This window comes from Blochmannia endosymbiont of Camponotus sp. C-003, assembly GCF_023585685.1.
Classification (GTDB): Bacteria; Pseudomonadota; Gammaproteobacteria; order Enterobacterales; family Enterobacteriaceae; genus Blochmanniella.
On record NZ_CP097764.1, the window covers coordinates 500,498 to 521,562 of the forward strand.

Consider the following 21,065-nt stretch of genomic DNA (forward strand, 5'->3'; position numbering starts at 1 on the left):
CCTTATTTTTATTATGATAAAGTACGTAACAAATCTGCAAATACTCCTGCTGCTGTAACATTATTACCTGCTCCATAACCACGTAATACCAATGGTATTGGTTGGTAGTATCGTGTAAAAAATGCAAGAGCATTTTCTCCATCTTTTACTCTAAATAATGGGTGATTATTATTTATAGATTCAATTTTCACACAGCACCGTCCTTCCTGTATATTACCCACGTAGCGTAATACATGTCCTAACTTATATGCCCTTTGATATTTATCAAAAATAACATTATCTAGTAGAGATAATTTTTTTAAAAAATTATCTGTATCATTTTTGCTAATGAAATTATGAGGTATTACTGGATCCACTTGAATATCATTTAATTCTAATTCATATCCGACTTCTCGTGCTAAAATTAATAATTTTCGAGCTACGTCTATACCAGAGAGATCATCTCTGGGATCCGGTTCAGTATAACCTTTCTTCTGAGCCAATAAAGTTGCAGCAGATAACGATAAACCTTCATCTAATTTTCCAAAAATAAACGATAAAGATCCAGATAAAATACCTGAAAAACTTATTAATTTATCTCCAGCATTTAATAAATTTTGTAGATTTTCTATAACTGGTAATCCAGCTCCTACATTAGTATCGTATAGAAATTTCTTGCGTGATTTTATCACAATATCCCTAAGCATTCTATATTGTTCCATAGATCCGGTGTTAGCTTGTTTATTTGGTGTAATCACATGACAACCATTTAATAAAAAATCCACATAACAATTAACTACATCGATACTACTAGTACAATCAACGACAACTGGATTTAACAAATGATTTTCTTTTATAATTTCTATTAATTTTTTTAAATTGCAAGATTCACAATTTTTATTTAGAGATGATTCCCAACGATTTAAATCAATCCCATTTATGTCTATACACATCATTCGAGAATTAATAATACCACATACTCTTAAGTCAATATGTTTGTTTTTTAACCAATGTCTTTGACGTCGAATTTGTTCTATTAAAGCTGTACCAACACCTCCGGATCCAATAATAAATACTTCTATTAGTCGATCAGTGCTAAATAACATTTGATGAGCTACTCTAATACCCATAGCAGCAATATTGTTTTTTACCACCACCGAAATAGAACGCTCTGAAGATCCTTGAGCAATTGCGATGATGTTAATATTAGCACGAGCTAACGCTCCAAATAATTTATTGGACAAACCAAGTTGAGTACGCATACCATCACCTACAACCGAAATAATTGCAAGATCTTGTATGATATCTATTGGTTCCAAAAGTCCATTTTTTAATTCTAAATTAAACTCTTCATTTAATGCAGCGCAAGCTTTTGATAACTCTTGATAAGGTACGCAAAAGCTTATACTATATTCAGAAGATGATTGAGTAATTAATACTACTGAACATATGGCCTTAGACATTGCAGAAAATACACGAGCAGCCATACCAATCATTCCTTTCATTCCTGGTCCAGAAATATTTAACATTACCATATCATTTAAATATGTAATTCCTTTCACTATATTAGTTGTATCATTATTAATTGGGCCAATTAATGTTCCAGGAGCATTAGGTTTGAAAACATTTTTTATTAAACAAGGTATATGAAATTGAGCAATCGGTAAAATAGTACGAGGATGTAAAATTTTAGCTCCAAAGTAAGAAAGCTCCATAGCCTCTTGATAAGATAATGAATTTAATAATTTCGCATTAGGTACTTGATGCGGATCACACGTATAAATACCATCTACATCTGTCCAAATTTCACAACGACTAGCCCCTAAACAAGCCGCTAAAATTGCAGCTGAATAATCAGAACCATTCCGCCCTAAAGCAACCAATTCACCCTGATCATTTCCTGCAGTAAATCCAGCCATTAACATAATATCTAAATGAGAAATAGGTATATTTTTAATACGCCGTGCAGATTCTTCAATATTTACCATAGAAGCAAGATACTCTTTTCCTTGGGCTACGAGATTATCTACTGGATTAATAACAGTTATCTGAAGGTTTCTAGCATTTAAAAGCTCTTCCATTAAAATAATGGACAACTTTTCTCCCAAGCAAATAATATTAGCATTTACATTATCTGGACAAAATTTTAACAATGAAATTCCATGTAACAAATTTTTTAAATGAATAAATTCTTGTTCTAGTATAAGATTTAAAGTTATATAATTAAATCCGGATTGAATATGAGCTATATCTTTCAGTAAATTATTAAAAATAGTTTCTATATTGTGAATATGTTCTAATACAGAACTACCATTCAATGTGTGATTAATGACTGATATTAGATTATTAGTAATCATTGCAGGAGCCGATAATACTGCTGCTATTTTTTCTTCTTGAGCGTTTTTTTCAAGAATGTTGGCAACATGGATAAACTGATTTGCATTAGAAAGTGAAGTTCCACCAAATTTCAATACTCGCATGTTTTGTCTCCTAAATACGACTCTAATATCCCTGAATCTGCATTAATAAAAATAGACAGCAAAGATCGCTAATGTTTATCTACATGTACTACTATATTTCATTGGGTAGATAATTATAATAGATAGTTAAAAATTAAAACTAACACACATTATATCTAATTATATCATTATATTAATAAATATAGTACTATCTACAATTAAAAATTTTTTAAAAATCAATTATCATTTAAGTATATGATAAAATATTACTATTGTAGTGATATCTTGTTTGTAAGAAATAGAAAATGTATATTTCACTTCACGTACTCACATATTTTTTATAATATAAATATATTAAAAATAAGATCATCTATTCATAATAAATGATTTTCAGTAATATTTAATGTGTCTATATACCTAAAAACATTTCTTATATTTGATAGGAAATACATCAGTCTATCGTAATGAAAACAGAAAAAAAATAACATTATTCATGCTCAATGAAATACATTATTCATATACGAAAATATTCTTACGTTCTTTGATATAAAAATGTAGATATTGATACAATCAAAAATTAAAAACTAGTAGGGCCAAGTAGAGTAATTAAAAAATAATATAATTTTATATTTCACGCTTAAACATCGTGTTGGTTTATTAAATCACATTTTTTAATATTAATTTTTACTTGAGAAATAATTTTAGACGGTTTTTAGTAAAAACCACACATATAAATTTGCATTTGTATTATAAATACTCTATCAAATTAATAATTATTGTTAATTCAAAAATTGATAGATTTAATAGAATCAAAACATTAAATGTTATTCATATAACAAATTTTTATTTACATGACATCGAATTATAGGCATATTGTAGGATGATTGCATGTCGATATATAAAGTGCATTACTTATTAATTTTTAAAAAATTAGAAACAAAAATAATATTGTTATATTTTATTATCTTTTTATTTTTTTACTAACAAAGCATTAATAAATAATTTAAGTATGCATACGCAGTCTAATATCACTAATTTGTCGCCATAAATCACGCTTTGCTTGAATATCATATTTTAATATTGATAATGATGGACTAGTTAAACATATGCTATCTAAATTATTTGGTACTTCAGTGCCAATCCACCAACAATAGCAAGAAAATTCTGATGGGATAATTAAAATTTTAATCTGGTCAATAGTCAACGCATACACTTCTTTAGGATTAATCTGCATAGCACGTATAACATCTTTAACAAAAGGATCATTTAATGATGTCGGAAAATCTGATGATATCAATAATAAACGAAGACATGGCCATAACTTAATTGGATTTATGTTGTCTGAAACTATAGGATATCGTAATTTCCAAAATATAATACCTAATTCCTGAAAAACGAACATATGTCGTTTATTTCTGTCATTAATAAGTATAGCCATACACATTCAATATGTTTATTACATTTAACATATGCATTATTAAATAATTAATTTAACATGATATTATTTTTTATCTAATTCATCAAATATGTATTTCCAATGAAACGTTCATTATTAATGAACATCATTACATACAGATATACTACCTAAAAATTTCATATTTATTGGTTTATTTAAAATTCGTACATGAGATAACTGCATTAATATTTTGCTGCTAGATAGCGCTTTGTCTAACTCAATAAGAGCATGAAAAGAAAACAATTTAATATTACCTATTTCGTGATAACGAATATTATCAATTTTATTAGAAAGTACTCTAATAATATGACGTATTTTAACTCCATCATTACGCCCTACTGATATGTGATACACTCTCATATTGTTAGAAATCTTAGATTGTGGCCTAGTTTTAATAACTCTATTATCCGCATGAAAACAATTTTGACGGTTATTATTCATACGCATCTTTAAAACTGATTTATTTTTAATAACCGGATCTGGAGGCAACACCAATGGACGATTCCCTTGTGCTATCTTCAATAAGATAGCCGCTAAATTTTCTGTTGTCAAATCTTGTTTAGGTTTTATTTGAGGCAATAGAGATCGATATATACTCAAATCATCATTATCCACACTTAATTGATATTCTACTTTATTCGTAAATTTCGATAACCGACAAGCAAGTAAAGTTTTAGATGTAGGATACTTAACCTCTGGAATTTTTAAGTTTATTTTACGTTCAATATGACGTAACAAACGATACTCTTTATGCTCTACAAATAATAAAGATTTTCCAACGCGTCCTGCTCTGCCAGTTCTACCTATACGATGTATATAGGCATCAGAACTAATTGGTATATCATAATTTATTACTAAACTAATACGATGCACATCTAATCCACGTGCAGCAACATCAGTAGCTATGAGAATATCTAACTTTCCATTTCTTAATCGATCTAATGTCTGATGTCGTACTATTTGATTCATGTCTCCATTTAAAGCCGCACTATTATAACCAAATCTTTCTAATATTTCGGAAATTTCTAACGTTGCATGTTTAGTGCGAACAAAAACAATAGCTGCATCAAAATCTTCTGTTTCTAAAAAACGCATTAAAGCGTCATGTTTAGCTATTCCTCCATGCACTAGCCAATAACTTTGTTGAATATCAGCACACATGCTAGTATTAGAATGAATATATATTTCTTTTGGATTCTTCATAAATCGATAACTTATACGACGAATACCCATAGGTAAAGTAGCAGAAAATAATGCTGTTTGACGCTTAACTGGAATATTTTTAACGATACGTTCTATATCTTCAATAAATCCCATACGTAACATTTCATCAGCTTCATCTATCACTAAAGTTTTTAATTGAGACAAATTAGCAGTACCACGATTTAAATGATCTATTAGTCTACCGGGAGTACTTACTATAATATGAGGTCTTTTATTCAAAGCATTCAATTGAATACCATAGCTTTGACCTCCATATAAAGTAACAACATTTATTTTTTTCATATATCTAGAAAAGTTAGAGCACACTCTACCAATTTGGATCGCTAACTCTCGAGTAGGCGTTACAATTAAACCTTGAGAATAAGAATTATCAATATCAATATTATGTAATAGTGGTAAAACAAATGCCGCAGTTTTACCGCTACCTGTATGCGCCATGCCTAACACATCACGTCCAGCTAATAAATATGGAATGCATTGAATTTGAATAGGTAAAGGTTTTTCATATCCAATATCATTCAAAAGATTAACTATATAACGATTTAATCCTAACTCCACAAAAGAATCTGCAGTTTTCGACATCTGTAACTACCTCATCTTGATAAACAATTAACTGTAAAAATCAACATCAAAATCTTTTTTTAAAAATAGTATTTCTGAACACAAAAGTTCACATGTAGACAGATTAAAATTATTTCAATAACAACACTTTCGTTATATATATCATGTGCTGCAATAACTAAGATTAAAATAAAATTAACAATATTGATTGTAACTTCACGAATACGAATATAAATTCCATTTTATAAAGAAGAAAAATATTAATTCTCGCAGTGTTATTAAATAGAACCATGTATGTATAACTTTATACTCAAGTTATATAATTAGCGTTTCACTAATGAAATTGATTGGTTTCTTTAGTATTTGTATTTATCCTGTAATTATGACTTATTCTATCAAGTATCAAACGAATTGATTCGATTTATTTTTTAGATTATACATACTAATACATTTTTATACCGTTACATGAGCACTTCACATATTTTTTTAAAAATCATACATAAATGTATATAATACTAATCATAGTAAATATACTTATGTGTTTACTTGATTTATTCCTTTCATACTCAAACGAATACGTCCCTGACGATCTATTTCTAATACTTTTACTAATACTTCCTGTCCTAATCTCAAGTAATCAGTTACTTTGTTTATTCTTCTTTCAGAAATCTGGGAAATATGGACCAATCCTTCTTTTCCAGAAAAGATAGTAACAAATGCTCCAAATTCAACAATATGACTAACTTTTCCAGTATAAATAGATCCTATTTCAACGTTTGCAGTGATATCGTGAATTTTACGAATAGCTTGTTTCGCTTTATCATGATCTAAGGCAACTATTTTTATGATACCATCATCTTCAATATCAATAATAGTATTAGTTTCTTCAGTCAATGAACGAATAACTGACCCCCCTTTTCCTATAACATCTTTGATTTTATCTGGATTAACTTTAATGCTATATATTCTTGGAGCAAATTTAGAAATTTCCTGTTTAGGAAACTTAATAATCTGTTCCATAATATCTAATATTTTCAGTCGAGCATTTTTTGCTTTTTTTAACGCAATATTTATTATATCGTAAGTAATACCATCTGTTTTAATGTCCATTTGCAACGCTGTTATACCTTGACGACTACCAGATATTTTAAAATCCATATCTCCGATATGATCTTCATCACTAATAATATCAGATAATACCACAAAATCATTTCCTTCCTTGATCAAACCCATAGCAACACCAGCAACTGCTGCTTTAATTGGCACTCCGGCATCCATCAACGCTAAAGATGTGCCACAAATTGATGCCATGGAGGACGATCCATTAGATTCAGTAATTTCTGACACTACACGTATTGTATATGGAAACTCATTAGCATTAGGCATCACTGCTAACATACCACGTTTTGCTAAACGTCCATGTCCTATTTCCCTTCTTTTTGGGGCTCCTATAACACCTATTTCACCCACACAATATGCTGGAAAATTATAGTGCAATAAAAACCTATCAACACGAGCACCAGTTAATCCATCAATATTTTGTGCATCACGCTCTGTACCAAGCGTAACAGCAACCAAAGCTTGGGTATCACCTCTAGTAAATAATGCTGATCCATGAGTACGTGGTAATATGCCTGTTTTTATATTTATTGTCCGAATTGTGTCTTGTAAACGCCCGTCAACACGTAATTTTTTCGTTAAAATACGAGAACGAATAAATTGATCTTCTAAAGAATTTAGAAGATACATTATTTCATTTTCATCTACAACAATATTCTGGTGGCTATTAAGAACAGTTTTTACTATATCTTTCTTAATATTATCAATTTGAGCATGACGCTCCTTTTTATCAACAAAGAGATATATATCTTGTACACGAGACTCATATAATTCAGATAAATATGTTTTTAACGATATATTAACTTCTTTTTCATTCCAAGAACATTTAGTTTTTCCAACTTTTTTAACCAATTTGTTAATATTATGAATCACTGTTTGTTGTTGTTCATGTCCAAATATAATAGCATCTAAAATTTCTTTTTCACTGATTAAACACGATTCTGATTCCACCATCAAGATATTAGATGCAGTCCCTGAAATTACTAAATCTAATTTACTATTAGATAACTCTGTCGTTGTTGGATTTAATACATATGTATTTTTAACATAACCAACTCTAGCTGCTCCAATGGGCCCCAAAAATGGAATATCAGATAAACTTAATGCGGCAGATACTCCTATCATTGCTACAATATCTGGATTTATCTGTGGATCTACTGACACTACTGTAGCAACTACTTGTACATCATTAACAAATCCCTTAGGAAATAACGGCCGAATAGGACGATCAATCAAGCGCGATGTTAACGTTTCATTTTCGCTTGGTCGACCTTCCCTCCGAAAAAAACCTCCTGGAAATTTTCCAACAGCATAAGCACGTTCTTGATAATTTACAACAAGAGGAAAAAAATCTTGTTCTGCTGATCTTGTTTGATTAGAGCTAACTACTGTAACCAGTACTGTAGTATCGCCCATACTCGCCATAACTGCAGCATTTGCTTGACGAGCTATTCTTTCAATATCTAAAATTACAGTATGCTGTCCATATTTAAATGTATGAATAATCGGATCTAACAAAATAATACCTTTTTATAATTTAAAATATAATTTTTTAATATGTTTGAATGATCATAAGAACACCGATATATTAAGTATATAATTAACAAAATTTAATTTTTAAACTTATTCTCAAAGACTCCTTAATAAATAACACAACATCATAAAAACATTTGTATTCTTCACCAACTGATTGTGTTAGTTAATGACGTAATCCTAAATTCTTTATTAAATTAGTATAACGCAACATGTTATTTTCCTTTAAATATCTCAACAATCTTCGCCGATGAGAGACCATTTGAAGTAATCCACGGCGACTGTGATGATCTTTTTTATGTTTTAAAAAATGATGTTTCAAATGATCAATACGTTCAGTTAATAGGGCAACTTGAACTTCAGTAGAACCAGTATCTTTAATATCTCTACCAAATTTAGAAATTATTGATATCTTTTTTTCAGCACTCCAGGACATAAAAAACACCTTTCTATTTGAGAACTATGTTTAATTTGAAAGATAAATTATATTTGAAACTTAAATTAAATAAAATTGAAATTAATGTTCAATTCTTTGTTTTATTTCTCTATTTAAATAAAAATAAATTAGATAACAATATAAAATATATGTTGTGGCACATTATCTGCATCTATTTAGAAAGGTGTCATAGAACTTTACAAATCTTACAAATACAGAAGATCAACACATAATAACACTTTACGTTCACGTGATTAATTTTATCCACATCAAATGCGCCCTTTTTATATTCTTTTTAATGCACAAATAACATACATATATAGATAATATTAACATTTTTCATTAGATATATTAGAAAACTTAAGTGTAATCATATTCATTGGCATCAAGAATGCATCTAATTTACACAACACTTGTAAATCATTCAAAGAATCATTATAAAAAATAGCTTCCAAAATTGCCAGACTTATCATAGAAGAAGAAACATACTCTCCTACTGATAAACGACGCAATTCCATAACATGCGCCCCGCAACCTAAATACTCTCCAATATCATGCACCATACTACGAATATAAGTTCCCGTAGAACAATGGACATCTAATTCAATAATGTTTTCTATTCTTTTAATAAGATTCAGACTGTATATATGAATCAACCTGGGTTTCCTGGGAATACATATTCCTTTTCTAGCGTATTTATATAAAGGCAATCCACGATATTTTAATGATGAAAACATAGGAGGAATCTGATTGATTATTCCTCTAAACGATGCCAAACATTGCTCTAATGTATTATTATTTGACTGTACAGGCATCACACTAATAACTGTCCCATCTGAGTCAAAAGTATCAGTATTTACTCCCAACTGAATGATGACTTTATATCGTTTATCAGAATGTAACAAGTATTTAGCAAACTTAGTCGCTTTCCCAAAGCAAATAGGTAGCATACCTGTTGCTAACGGATCTAAAGTTCCAGTATGTCCTATTTTACTAGCATTAAATAATTTTTTAATTTTATTTAAGAATACTCTAGAAGATATTCCTTTAGGTTTATCTAATAATAAAATGCCATTGATATCTCGACTTTCTGCATTTTTATATCGCTTCACCATCAATCTTAGTTGCATTGATTTAATTTTTTAAATATCATAACTTTTCTGTATCAGGAATTAAACTATATACTTTTGATCCTTCATAAATTGAAGGATCATACCTAAACAACAGCACAGGCACTACACGCAAACACATAGTATTGGCTAATAAAAAACGAATAAATCGTGAAGCGCGTTGTAATACCATAACAGCGGTATCTATTTCTTCTAGACCTTCTTTATCAATAAAAGTCACAAAAATGTTAGCATTTTTTAAATCTTTAGATACCTGTACTCCTGAAATAGTAGGTATACCTACTCTAATATCATCGATCCTATTCTGCAAAATAATAGAAATCTTTTTATGTATTTCTTGGGCAATACGTTGAGCACGATAGTTGTGTTGAAAGTACATTTCTCGTATCCCTTAACCTTCATAAAATAAACATATATATTATCTATGTGTAAATAAAACAACATCCCAATTGAATACTTTAATAATAAACACACTAACCATCGGATTATACATGAGACAGTTTTATCATATCAAATACTTCAATCATATCTCCAGAATGAATATTCTTATAATTTTTTAAACCAATACCACATTCTATTCCACTACGTACTTCATTAACATCATCTTTAAAACGACGCAGCGACTCCAATTCACCTTCATACACTACTATATTATCTCGTATAACTCTAATTTTTTTATGACGTTTTATCATGCCTTCAATAACTATACAACCAGCAACGTTTCCATATTTTGGAGAACAAAATACATTTTGTACTTTTGCTAAACCAATAATTTCATCTTTATATTGTGGCATTAGCATACCATTCACCGCTTTTTTTACTTCATTTATCAAATCATAAATTACTGAATAATAACGCACATCTAACCGATCTAATTCAATTATACGCCGAGCAGCAGGATCTGCTCTAACATTAAATCCTAAAACAACTGCATTAGAAGCTGCTGCTAATGCGACATCAGTTTCAGTAATACCACCAATAGATGAATACAAAATTTTTACTGTTACATCACTAGTTGATAAATTTTCTACAGATTCACGAATAGCTTCAGAAGAACCTCGCGTGTCAGATTTGACGATTAAATTTAATTCAGAAGCCGTACTAGTATTCTTGAGATTATCAAATATATTGTCTATATTAAGTTCTTTTTGACGAGCTAATTTTATTTCACGATACTTTCCTTGACGATACAAAGCTACCTCTCGAGCTTTTTTTTCGTCACGAACAACAATTACATTCTCTCCAGAAGCAGGTGATCCTGACAAACCCAGTAATTCAACCGGAACTGATGGCCCAGCCGAAGTAATCTCATGACCACATTCGTTACGCATAGCACGAACACGTCCATATTTTGTTCCACACAAAATTATATCGCCACATTTTAGTGTACCTTCACGAACCAGAACAGAGACTACTGGACCACGTCCTTTATCCAAAAGAGATTCAATAACTATGGCTCTTGCCATACCGCGATGTGAAACTTTTAATTCCAACATGTCTGATTGCAATAAAATAGCATCTAATAAATTATCTATTCCATCTCCTGAAGCAGCAGAAACATATATAAACTGTGTATCACCACCCCATTCTTCTGGAATAAGACCATGACCATTAAGATCATTTTTTATCCGTTCAGGGTTGGCTTCTGATTTATCAATCTTATTTATTGCTACTACTACAGGAATATTTGCAGCTTTAATATGCTGTATTGCTTCAATAGTTTGAGGCATCACTCCATCATCAGCAGCTATTACTAACACAACAATATCCGTCATCTGAACTCCACGAGCACGCATAGCAGTAAATGCTGCATGTCCTGGAGTATCAAGAAAAGTAATCATACCGTTATCAGTTTTAACATGATATGCACCTATACTTTGAGTAATACCTCCTACTTCAGAAGACGCTATTTTAGTAGAACGAATTCTATCAAGAAGGGATGTTTTTCCATGATCAACATGCCCCATAATAGTAACTATTGGTGCTCTATTTTCAATCGTAGTGCCACAATCTGTCACATCATCAATACCACGATCATTCATGATCAACTCTTCTAGTTCGTTTTCACGACGTAGAACAACATTATGACCCATTTCTTCCGCCACCAGTTGAGCAGTATCTTGATCAATAATTTGATTGATAGTTGCTACAATACCCAATTGCATCATCACTCTAATAACATGTGAGCTTTTTATGGACATCTTATTAGCCAATTCAGCTACGCTTATAGTTTTCCCAATAATAATATTACGAGTAATCGTTTGAACAGGTTTATTGAACACTTGTACTAATGCGCTTTGCTTTCTTTTACTTTTACTGACACGATTGGGGATATATAATTCTTCTTCTATACCTAACGCATCGGATGTTGCTTTATATAAACGATAATTATTACTCCTTTTATGTTGCTTAATTAACTTCCCCCCACTCCGATATCGCGTACGTACTCGAGAACGATTTCTTCTTTCATTTTCTAATTTTTCATTATTGTTTTTTTCCACCATTTCAGGCATACAATATAATTTACTATTATTATGACTACCTTCTAAGTTAGAACGAATTACATTGGCATTTAATTCAATATCCCAACAATTTTTGGTTTTGTTTTTAGAAGACTGCGTTTCATCTGATAATTGTAAAGACCTTTCTTTAATGACTTTACGAGACACTTTTCCTATAACTTTTTCTTTGTGTGCTGTTGATTCAGAACAACGATGATTTTTTTTAGAAGTTTGTGTTAATGACAATGAACTAAGAGTATTACTTATTTTTTTGTTTACCAATTTATTCTTTACAGTTAAACAATATACTTCACGATTAACATCCAAAACCATTTTGTCTTTTGCATCAATACATTCTGTCTCTTGTAAAGTAGATTGTACATATGTTAGTTTCTTTCGTATCTCTATTTGTACTTGTTTATTTTTACCACCAACGCTAGAAACACTTAAAATACTACGTGTTTTTCGTTGTAGTATCAATTTGTTAGACACATCGCTTTTATTATCATTCATATGCTTCAATAAAATTTCTTTTTCTTTTGAGTTAGAACACCCATTTTGTTTTAAAAATACTAATATATGAAAACCATTTTATTAATTGATTTTCTGGAATTTTAATGTCTACAGAAAACACTGATATGGTAGTATCTATTATGGCTTTCTTTAATTATTATTACTACAATAATATTAATACTTGTTATCATCATTAAACCAACAAATATTGCGAGCTTCCATAATTAATTCTCCAATTTTTTCTATAGTTAATCCCTCAATACCGGAAAGATCCGAAATATCTTGTTCAGCTAACTTTTCTAATGTAGAAATACCACGTTCAACCAATGTTAATGCTAATTTGTATTCAATATTAGGCAGTCTCAATAACCCTGTCACAGGATTAATAACAGCAGCATGATTATTTTCTTTCATATCTTTTTCATTATGAGTCGCAGAAAAATTCTTTAAAGCATTTTTGGCACGATCCCTAATGATTTCTACTGTTTTTCTATCAAATTCTTTTATTGATAATAATTCTGTCATAGGTACATAAGCCAATTCTTCAAGAGAAGAAAACCCTGAATCGATCAAAATTTTAGCAAATTGCTCATTGATATTCAAAGTATGAACAAAAACATTGGTAACAGCACATATTTCAACTTGACGCTTTTTTTCCAACTCATCTATAGTCATAATATTAAGTTCCCAACCACTTAATTGAGATACTAAACGAATATTTTGTCCGTTCCTTCCAATAGCTTGAGGTAAATTAGATTCTTCTACTGAAATATCCATTGTATGTTTATCTTCATCTATCACAATAGATGCAACATCAGCAGGAGACATGGCGTTAATAACAAATTGAACAGGATTGTCATCCCATAATATTACATCTACACGTTCCCCTCCTAACTCACTAGATACGGCTTGAACACGTGCTCCTCTCATACCTACGCATGCTCCTACTGGATCAATGCGCTTATCATTTGTTTTAACAGCAATTTTTGACCGTGAACCAGGATCTCGAGCTGCGGCTTTAATTGTGATTAATTCTTCTCCAATTTCAGGTACTTCAATACGAAACAATTCAATTAACATTTCAGTCCTAGTACGACTTATCAGTAATTGAGGACCCTTAAAATCTGGTCGCACTAAATAAAGAATACCACGAACTCTATCCCCCAATCTAAAATTTTCACGAGGTAGCATTTCTTCTCTATTAATAATTCCTTCGGCATTATTTCCTAAATCTACATTTATGCTATCTCTATTAATTTTCTTTACTATACCTGTAACAATATCACCCTGACGAGTTAAAAACTGTTCTATAATAATTGCACGCTCAGCTTCACGTACCTTTTGAACAATCACTTGTTTTGCAGTTTGAGTTGTAATACGATCGAAACTAATAGATTCAATTATATCTTCAATATAATCACAAATTTGAACTTCTGGGTTCTCAAATCGAGCTGCATCTAATGTAATTTCTTTGGTAGGTTGAGTTACTTGTTCTACCACAACCCATCTCCTAAATGTATTAATCTGACCTGATTTACGATCAATTACAACACGGACTTCAATATCCTGTTCATATTTTTTTTTTGTAGCGGCAACTAATGCTGTTTCTAATGCTTCAAAAATTTTTTCTTGAGGTACAGCTTTTTCATTAGAAACTGATTCTATAACAGCCAAGATCTCTTTATTCATCCCAGTTTCTCAAAATTCTACTATTTTCTTAAATAAATATGTGTACTTTATTACATAAAGTACATCCAAAAAAAATAATCCCCCACCTACCTTTCATTGAAAGTTACGATATTGTTATAACTTATTAATTTCAATCACAAAACTACGACTTAATTAACATAAATTAATTAAGTTGTCCCATTCATATCGCTCCAACCTTGTAACATATAACAGAATTCTATTTGATATTATGAAATTAACAAATCTTAAGAAATGTTCATAAAAAACACCAGCGATCATACTTGATTTGATCAGTATGTCATCAACATAAAAATAAATCAATCCAGATTCTCTAAATATTAATGTTCACTATAACTAACTTAATAAATTGATATTATTTATGACAATTAATATCAATTTATTTTTTATTATTCTTAAATCAAAACACAGGGTCCATTTTATCATATATAACATTATTGTATTATTTCTTTCGCAATTTATTTATATATAGATAAATTAATCTGATTAATGATGCGGTTGCGGGGGTCGGATTTGAACCAACGACCTTCGGGTTATGAGCCCGACGAGCTACCATACTGCTCCACCCCGCGCCTGTATTAAGACAATTAGGAATTGTATACTATATAACTCCCAAAAAGCAAATCATTTATATCACCGAAATAATACCGAGGACGGGACTTGAACCCGTAATCTCAAATAAGAGAACTACCACCTCAAAGCAGCGTGTCTACCAATTCCACCACCTCGGTTATTAATAACTATTTAATAAGTACATTATTACATAGTATACTTAAAATTTATATATGAATTACTAATCACATATATCTTTATGTTTCTTATTATACAAAATATATTTAAATTTATTTGTTATTAAATATTTTTTTAAAAATCAAAAATCTTATCGGTCTTTCATTTGATTATTTTGTATATTGTTTTGAATATATCTTTGATTCTGTTTACTATTCATATTTCCTAACAATAAACTAAGTAAAAAAAATAATATAGCTAAAATTACTATTAAACACGTGATACCATCGTTAATACCCCCTGACCCTAACATATTTCCTAACGAACGACTACTAAACATTCCTCCTGAATCATTACTTCTATTTTGCTGCAACATAATCAATGTGATTAAAGCAATTGCTATAATTAAAAATATGACCAAAAAAGATTGATACATAATATTATGTCACCTTATATAAACATTTTATTATTTAAAAAATAGTACCACCGACGACTACTAATAGTAGTCCAATATTTCTTTTGATATACAATAAAGCGTATAATATCCCTCATATTATAATTAAGCAATATATATAATATTTGAAGTAAATTACTGTTGTATTAATTTTATTTCCGATCTGATTACAGAAGCAATCCTATTGGCTAAATATAATATTTTACTGTAACATTTTCCTTCCACCATAATACGAATATATGGTTCGGTACCAGACTGACGTAATAACACACGTCCATGTTCAGATAATTCCTGTTCCACTGCTTTAGTTTCTTTTTTAACCACATCAGATTCTAAAGGACTTTTAATGCCAGAACAATGTACATTAACTAAAATTTGAGGCAATAAAGACACATCGTTGCATAACTCGTGTAAACTGACACAATTATTTACCATTGCAGATAATATTTGAAGAGCAACAATAATACCATCTCCCGTGGTAGTTTTATCTAAAAGTACAATATGTCCAGAATTTTCACCGCCAATATTCCAACCCTTTTTTTTTAACATTGCAAGTACACAGCGATCACCAACATTAGAACGTATAAAAGGAATATTTAACTGTTTTAACGCCAATACAAGCCCCATATTACTCATAAGGGTTCCCACTATACCACCTGTTAATTGCTTGCAATGTAATTTTTCCCGAGCTATAATGTACAGCATTTGATCTCCGTCTACTTTATTTCCAAAATGATCAACCATAATAACCCTGTCTCCATCTCCATCATAAGCAATGCCCAAATCTGCTTTTTTTGATAAAACATGAGAGCGTAATTGCCGAATATCTGTAGTGCCACATTCTCTATTAATATTTACTCCGTTTGGACGACATGCAATAGTAACCACATTAGCACCTAACTCACGAAATACACTAGGAGCAATATGGTAAGTAGCTCCATTAGCACAATCTACAATTATTTTTAATTTTCTTAAACTAAGATGAGTAGGGAATGTTCCTTTACAAAATTCTATATAACGACCAGCTGCATCAACAATGCGACTAGCTTTTCCTAAATCTTTTGGATCAACACACGTTAAACATTTATCTAATTCCATTTCTATAGATTGCTCTACTTCATCATCTAATTTAGTACCCTTAATAGAAAAAAATTTAATACCATTATCATAAAAAGGATTATGCGAAGCAGAAATTACAATACCAGCTTCAGCTCTAAAAGCACGAGTTAAATATGCAATAGCTGGAGTAGGCATAGGGCCAGTCAATGCCGCTGATAAACCAGCAGCAGCCAATCCTGATTCTAATGCCGATTCTAACATATACCCAGAAATACGAGTATCTTTTCCAATAATAATATAATTAGACTTACCACCACTACATCTGCTTAATACTTTTCCTGCTGCCCACCCAAGCTTCAGAATGAAATCTGGAGTAATCGGTATGCTCCCCACTCTACCTCTAATCCCATCAGTACCAAAATATTTGCGGCGATTCATATTAATTTTTGTCCTTGTTTTGTTCTTGCAACATCATTTGAACCACTTTTAATGCTTCTGCTGTTTCCTTAACATCATGCACGCGAATAATTTGTACACCTTGTATAGCTGCAATCACTGCGCAAGCAATGCTACCTATTAATCTTTGTTTAGGATGATATGAATTAGAACTAAGACTAAGCATCGATTTACGTGATATACCTACTAACAAAGGTAAACCAAAATGGTGAAAATATTTTAAATTAGCTAATAGTTGATAATTATGTAATAAACTTTTTCCAAAACCAAAACCAGGATCAAGCAATAATTTATTTCTACTGATACCCTCCGATTCAAAACGAGTGATTTGTTGAACGAAATACTCGTTTACTACACGTGTAACGTTAGAGTATATGGGAGAATTTTGCATAGTTTTAGGCTCTCCTTGCATATGCACTAAACACACTGGAAGTTTACAATATAACGCAGCTTGCATCGCTCCTTCAGCAGTAAGAGAACGTACGTCATTAATCAGATGTGCACCGATAGCCGCGCTCTCGCGTATTATCAATGCTGATGATGTATTTATTGAAATATAAGTATCAAAACGCTCTGCTATAGCACGTACTACAGGTATAACACGATCTGCTTCTTCTTCATCACTGACAACATCGGATCCAGGACGTGTCGATTCTCCGCCAACATCAATGCAGGTGGCGCCATCAGTAATCATATTAAACACACGATCAATTGCTTTAGGAAGGACACAATAGTCACCTCCATCGAAGAAGGAATCAGGGGAAACATTTAAAATCCCCATAATTTGAATTTTAGAAAAATCTAAAATACGTTTATTTGTAATCGAAGTCATAGATTTACAGGACATCTTCAAGCATTATCTACAATGAATTTAGGTTGTTTGATTTATATAAAAACATAAAACTATTTACAACTGATAATTAATGTTGTATTTTTATACGAAATTATCACATATTATTGTGATGCTGCATCAGGATTATCATTGTAGGATTCGCTGTCTACTGATTTTGGATCTTTTATGGAAGAAACACAAGTGTTCTGGCTATCGCTAATATCAGATACATTGTTTTCCCATCCAGATGGAGGCTTAATTGATTTTCGATCCATCAAGTCATTTATCTGAGATGCATTAATTGTCTCGTATTTTATTAAAGCATCTTTCATAGAATGTAGAATATCCACATTTTCTGTTAAGAGTTTACGAGCACGTATATAATTTCTTTCAATCAGAAATTTAATTTCCTGATCAATAATACGAGCAGTTTCATCAGACATATGCTTTGCTTTAGCCACTGAACGCCCAAGAAATATTTCTCCTTCTTCTTCCGCATATAATAACGGACCAAGTTTTTCAGAGAAACCCCATTGAGTTACCATATTCCGAGCGATAGAAGTAGCTACTTTAATGTCATTAGAAGCGCCAGTAGATACTCTATGAGGACCATAAATTATTTCTTCGGCAAGTCTACCCCCGTACAATGTAGAAATTTGACTTTCTAATTTCTGTCGACTTGTACTAATTGCATCGCCTTCTGGTAAAAAAAACGTTACGCCTAAAGCGCGGCCCCTAGGAATTATAGTGACTTTATGAACTGGATCATGTTCCGGAACTAATCTACCAATTATAGCATGACCAGCTTCATGATAAGCTGTAGATTCTTTTTGAGCTTCTGTCATCACCATGGAACGACGCTCCGCTCCCATCACAATTTTATCTTTAGCTTTTTCAAACTCCACCATCGATACCATATGTTTATTATCACGAGCAGCAAATAATGCCGCTTCATTCACAAGATTAGCTAAATCCGCTCCTGAGAATCCTGGTGTACCTCGAGCAATTACTAATATATCTACATCTGACGATAACGGTACATGAATGATGTGTACTTTTAATATTTGCTCTCGTCCCCTAATATCTGGTAATCCTACGACTACTTGACGATCGAATCGTCCTGGTCTCAATAAAGCTGGATCCAACACATCTGGACGATTAGTAGCAGCTATGACAATGATACCTTCTTTTCCTTCAAATCCATCCATTTCTACTAACATCTGATTTAAAGTTTGTTCACGTTCATCATGCCCCCCTCCTAATCCCGCTCCCCTTTGACGACCTACTGCATCAATTTCATCGATAAAAATAATACATGGAGCAGCTTTCTTAGCTTGTTCAAACATATCCCGAACGCGAGACGCTCCAACACCAACAAACATCTCTACAAAATCAGAACCCGAAATAGTAAAAAATGGAACTTTCGCCTCTCCCGCAATAGCTTTAGCTAATAATGTTTTCCCAGTGCCAGGCGGTCCTACCATTAATACTCCTTTTGGAATTTTTCCTCCTAGTTTTTGAAATCTTTCAGGCTCACGCAAATAATCTACCAATTCCTTTACTTCTTCTTTGGCTTCATCACATCCCGCCACATCTGCAAAAGTAGTTTTTATTTGATCTTCAGTTAACATACGTGCTTTACTTTTACCAAAAGACATAGCTCCCTTTCCGCCTCCTTGCATTTGCCGCATAAAGAAAACCCAAACCCCAATTAATAATAGCATCGGAAACCAGGATATAAAAATAGATGTAATTAAACTAGGTTCCTCTGGAGGCTCGCCAACAACTTTAACTTTTTTAGTTAAAAGAATGTCAAGTAATTTCGGATCATTTACTGGAATATAAGTGGTATAACGATTACTATCTTTTTTAATGACTACAATTTCACGACCATTAATGCGGGCTTCTTGCACTTGATCTTGGTTTAAATCATGCATAAAAGTGGAATAATCTAATTTGCGACTACTGGAGTCGCTAGGCCCAAAATTCTGGAATAAAGACATCAAGACTACTGCAATGACTAACCAGATACCCAGATTTTTCGCCATGTCACTCAAAAGATTAACCTCGCATTACAACAAAAATTAAATAATTTTAATATATCTACATATAAATTATGTTTACTTACGTTCTTTCGCTACAATATAAACCTCACGAGAATGAGATCTAGAGGAATCTGGTTTACGAATCCTTACTATGTTAAATAAGGAACGCACATCACACAAGTATTTATCTAAATCTTTTCCCTGAAAAACTTTCACTAAAAAAGTTCCTTTATACATTAAAGTGTTACGACATATATTTAATGCCAAATACCCAAGATATATGGACCGACTTACATCGATTGTTGATATACCAGTGGTATTAGGAGACATATCAGACAAAACCACATTAACCTTTTTTTGTCCTACCCATGTGCATAATATTTTGAAAACATTAGGATCAGAACAATCTCCTTTCAAAAAATCCACTCCAGAAATATTACGCATAGACAATCTGTCGCATGCTACAATACGTCCCGTCTTTCCTATTTTATTTTTTACATAAAGCGCCCAACCACCAGGCGCTGATCCCAAATCTATTACCGTCATACCAACATCAAACAATGCGTCCATGCGATTTATTGCATCAAGCTTAAACCAAGCCCGTGATCTCAATTTTTGTCTTTGTGCTTCTTTCGTATACTGATCTTTGAAATGTTTTTTTAACCATCCTGAAGAACGCATACAACGTTTACTATTTACCATATCAGGCGACTTCTCAAATACTTTCTGAATCAACAAACAATATTGATGAAATGGCGATAACTTATGTTTCTTTCAATCCTACTTAAACAAAAAATAAAAATCACACATGAATAAATAAATTTTTGTATGCATTCAATTTTTATATATTTTCCAATACAAAAAATAGCATA

General features: G+C 31.4%; 13 protein-coding genes, 2 tRNA genes and 1 pseudogene. All 16 read right to left on the reverse strand.

Annotated elements, in window-relative coordinates:
* Nucleotides 1-11 precede the first annotated feature (11 nt).
* The 16 genes and pseudogenes from thrA to rlmE all read right to left on the reverse strand — a co-directional run bounded on the left by thrA (nt 12) and on the right by rlmE (nt 20,895).
* The gene (gene thrA / locus M9397_RS02110) at nt 12-2,459 is read right to left on the reverse strand and encodes a bifunctional aspartate kinase/homoserine dehydrogenase I (protein WP_250259614.1); all 2,448 of its coding nucleotides are present in this window, start codon (nt 2,457-2,459) and stop codon (nt 12-14) included.
* Between the two features lie 982 nt (nt 2,460-3,441).
* Nucleotides 3,442-3,876, reverse strand: coding sequence for a DNA polymerase III subunit psi (locus tag M9397_RS02115; protein ID WP_250259616.1), 435 nt, complete (start codon nt 3,874-3,876; stop codon nt 3,442-3,444).
* Between the two features lie 114 nt (nt 3,877-3,990).
* Nucleotides 3,991-5,700 (reverse strand): DEAD/DEAH box helicase, encoded by a 1,710-nt coding sequence (locus M9397_RS02120; RefSeq protein ID WP_250259618.1) that lies wholly within the window; start codon nt 5,698-5,700, stop codon nt 3,991-3,993.
* Nucleotides 5,701-6,213: 513 nt separating this feature from the next.
* The gene (gene pnp, locus M9397_RS02125) at nt 6,214-8,316 is read right to left on the reverse strand and encodes a polyribonucleotide nucleotidyltransferase (RefSeq protein ID WP_250259620.1); all 2,103 of its coding nucleotides are present in this window, start codon (nt 8,314-8,316) and stop codon (nt 6,214-6,216) included.
* 181 nt (nt 8,317-8,497) lie between these two features.
* Nucleotides 8,498-8,767 (reverse strand): 30S ribosomal protein S15, encoded by a 270-nt coding sequence (rpsO, locus tag M9397_RS02130; RefSeq protein ID WP_250226754.1) that lies wholly within the window; start codon nt 8,765-8,767, stop codon nt 8,498-8,500.
* 329 nt (nt 8,768-9,096) lie between these two features.
* On the reverse strand, nt 9,097-9,879 hold the full coding sequence (truB, locus tag M9397_RS02135; RefSeq protein WP_250259878.1) for a tRNA pseudouridine(55) synthase TruB: 783 nt from the start codon (nt 9,877-9,879) through the stop codon (nt 9,097-9,099).
* 37 nt (nt 9,880-9,916) lie between these two features.
* Complete coding sequence (rbfA, locus tag M9397_RS02140; protein WP_250226755.1) at nt 9,917-10,276, reverse strand: 30S ribosome-binding factor RbfA; 360 nt, start codon at nt 10,274-10,276, stop codon at nt 9,917-9,919.
* Nucleotides 10,277-10,382: 106 nt separating this feature from the next.
* Nucleotides 10,383-12,993: pseudogene (infB, locus tag M9397_RS02145) on the reverse strand (translation initiation factor IF-2).
* A gap of 92 nt (nt 12,994-13,085) precedes the next feature.
* Nucleotides 13,086-14,600, reverse strand: a complete 1,515-nt coding sequence (nusA, locus tag M9397_RS02150) for a transcription termination factor NusA (protein WP_250226756.1) — start codon at nt 14,598-14,600, stop codon at nt 13,086-13,088.
* Between the two features lie 516 nt (nt 14,601-15,116).
* A tRNA-Met gene (locus M9397_RS02155) sits at nt 15,117-15,190 on the reverse strand.
* A 73-nt stretch (nt 15,191-15,263) separates the two neighbouring features.
* Nucleotides 15,264-15,349, reverse strand: a tRNA-Leu gene (locus tag M9397_RS02160).
* A 149-nt stretch (nt 15,350-15,498) separates the two neighbouring features.
* A complete protein-coding gene (gene secG / locus M9397_RS02165) occupies nt 15,499-15,783 on the reverse strand; it encodes a preprotein translocase subunit SecG (protein ID WP_250226757.1) in 285 nt (94 codons plus the stop codon).
* Nucleotides 15,784-15,936: 153 nt separating this feature from the next.
* Complete coding sequence (glmM, locus tag M9397_RS02170; protein ID WP_250226758.1) at nt 15,937-17,298, reverse strand: phosphoglucosamine mutase; 1,362 nt, start codon at nt 17,296-17,298, stop codon at nt 15,937-15,939.
* A gap of 1 nt (nt 17,299) precedes the next feature.
* Entirely contained in the window at nt 17,300-18,148 is an 849-nt protein-coding gene (folP, locus tag M9397_RS02175; protein ID WP_250226759.1) for a dihydropteroate synthase, read from the reverse strand.
* A gap of 122 nt (nt 18,149-18,270) precedes the next feature.
* A complete protein-coding gene (ftsH, locus tag M9397_RS02180) occupies nt 18,271-20,205 on the reverse strand; it encodes an ATP-dependent zinc metalloprotease FtsH (protein ID WP_250226760.1) in 1,935 nt (644 codons plus the stop codon).
* 63 nt (nt 20,206-20,268) lie between these two features.
* Complete coding sequence (gene rlmE, locus M9397_RS02185; protein WP_250226761.1) at nt 20,269-20,895, reverse strand: 23S rRNA (uridine(2552)-2'-O)-methyltransferase RlmE; 627 nt, start codon at nt 20,893-20,895, stop codon at nt 20,269-20,271.
* Between the last annotated feature and the right edge of the window lie 170 nt (nt 20,896-21,065).

Bases quoted from the DNA above. Each gene is read 5' to 3' on its own strand.
- thrA (WP_250259614.1), bottom strand. From the start codon at position 2,459: ATGCGAGTATTGAAATTTGGTGGAACTTCACTTTCTAATGCAAATCAG.
- M9397_RS02115 (WP_250259616.1), bottom strand. From the start codon at position 3,876: ATGGCTATACTTATTAATGACAGAAATAAACGACATATGTTCGTTTTT.
- M9397_RS02120 (WP_250259618.1), bottom strand. From the start codon at position 5,700: ATGTCGAAAACTGCAGATTCTTTTGTGGAGTTAGGATTAAATCGTTAT.
- rpsO (WP_250226754.1), bottom strand. From the start codon at position 8,767: ATGTCCTGGAGTGCTGAAAAAAAGATATCAATAATTTCTAAATTTGGT.
- rbfA (WP_250226755.1), bottom strand. From the start codon at position 10,276: ATGTACTTTCAACACAACTATCGTGCTCAACGTATTGCCCAAGAAATA.
- nusA (WP_250226756.1), bottom strand. From the start codon at position 14,600: ATGAATAAAGAGATCTTGGCTGTTATAGAATCAGTTTCTAATGAAAAA.
- secG (WP_250226757.1), bottom strand. From the start codon at position 15,783: ATGTATCAATCTTTTTTGGTCATATTTTTAATTATAGCAATTGCTTTA.
- glmM (WP_250226758.1), bottom strand. From the start codon at position 17,298: ATGAATCGCCGCAAATATTTTGGTACTGATGGGATTAGAGGTAGAGTG.
- folP (WP_250226759.1), bottom strand. From the start codon at position 18,148: ATGACTTCGATTACAAATAAACGTATTTTAGATTTTTCTAAAATTCAA.
- rlmE (WP_250226761.1), bottom strand. From the start codon at position 20,895: ATGGTAAATAGTAAACGTTGTATGCGTTCTTCAGGATGGTTAAAAAAA.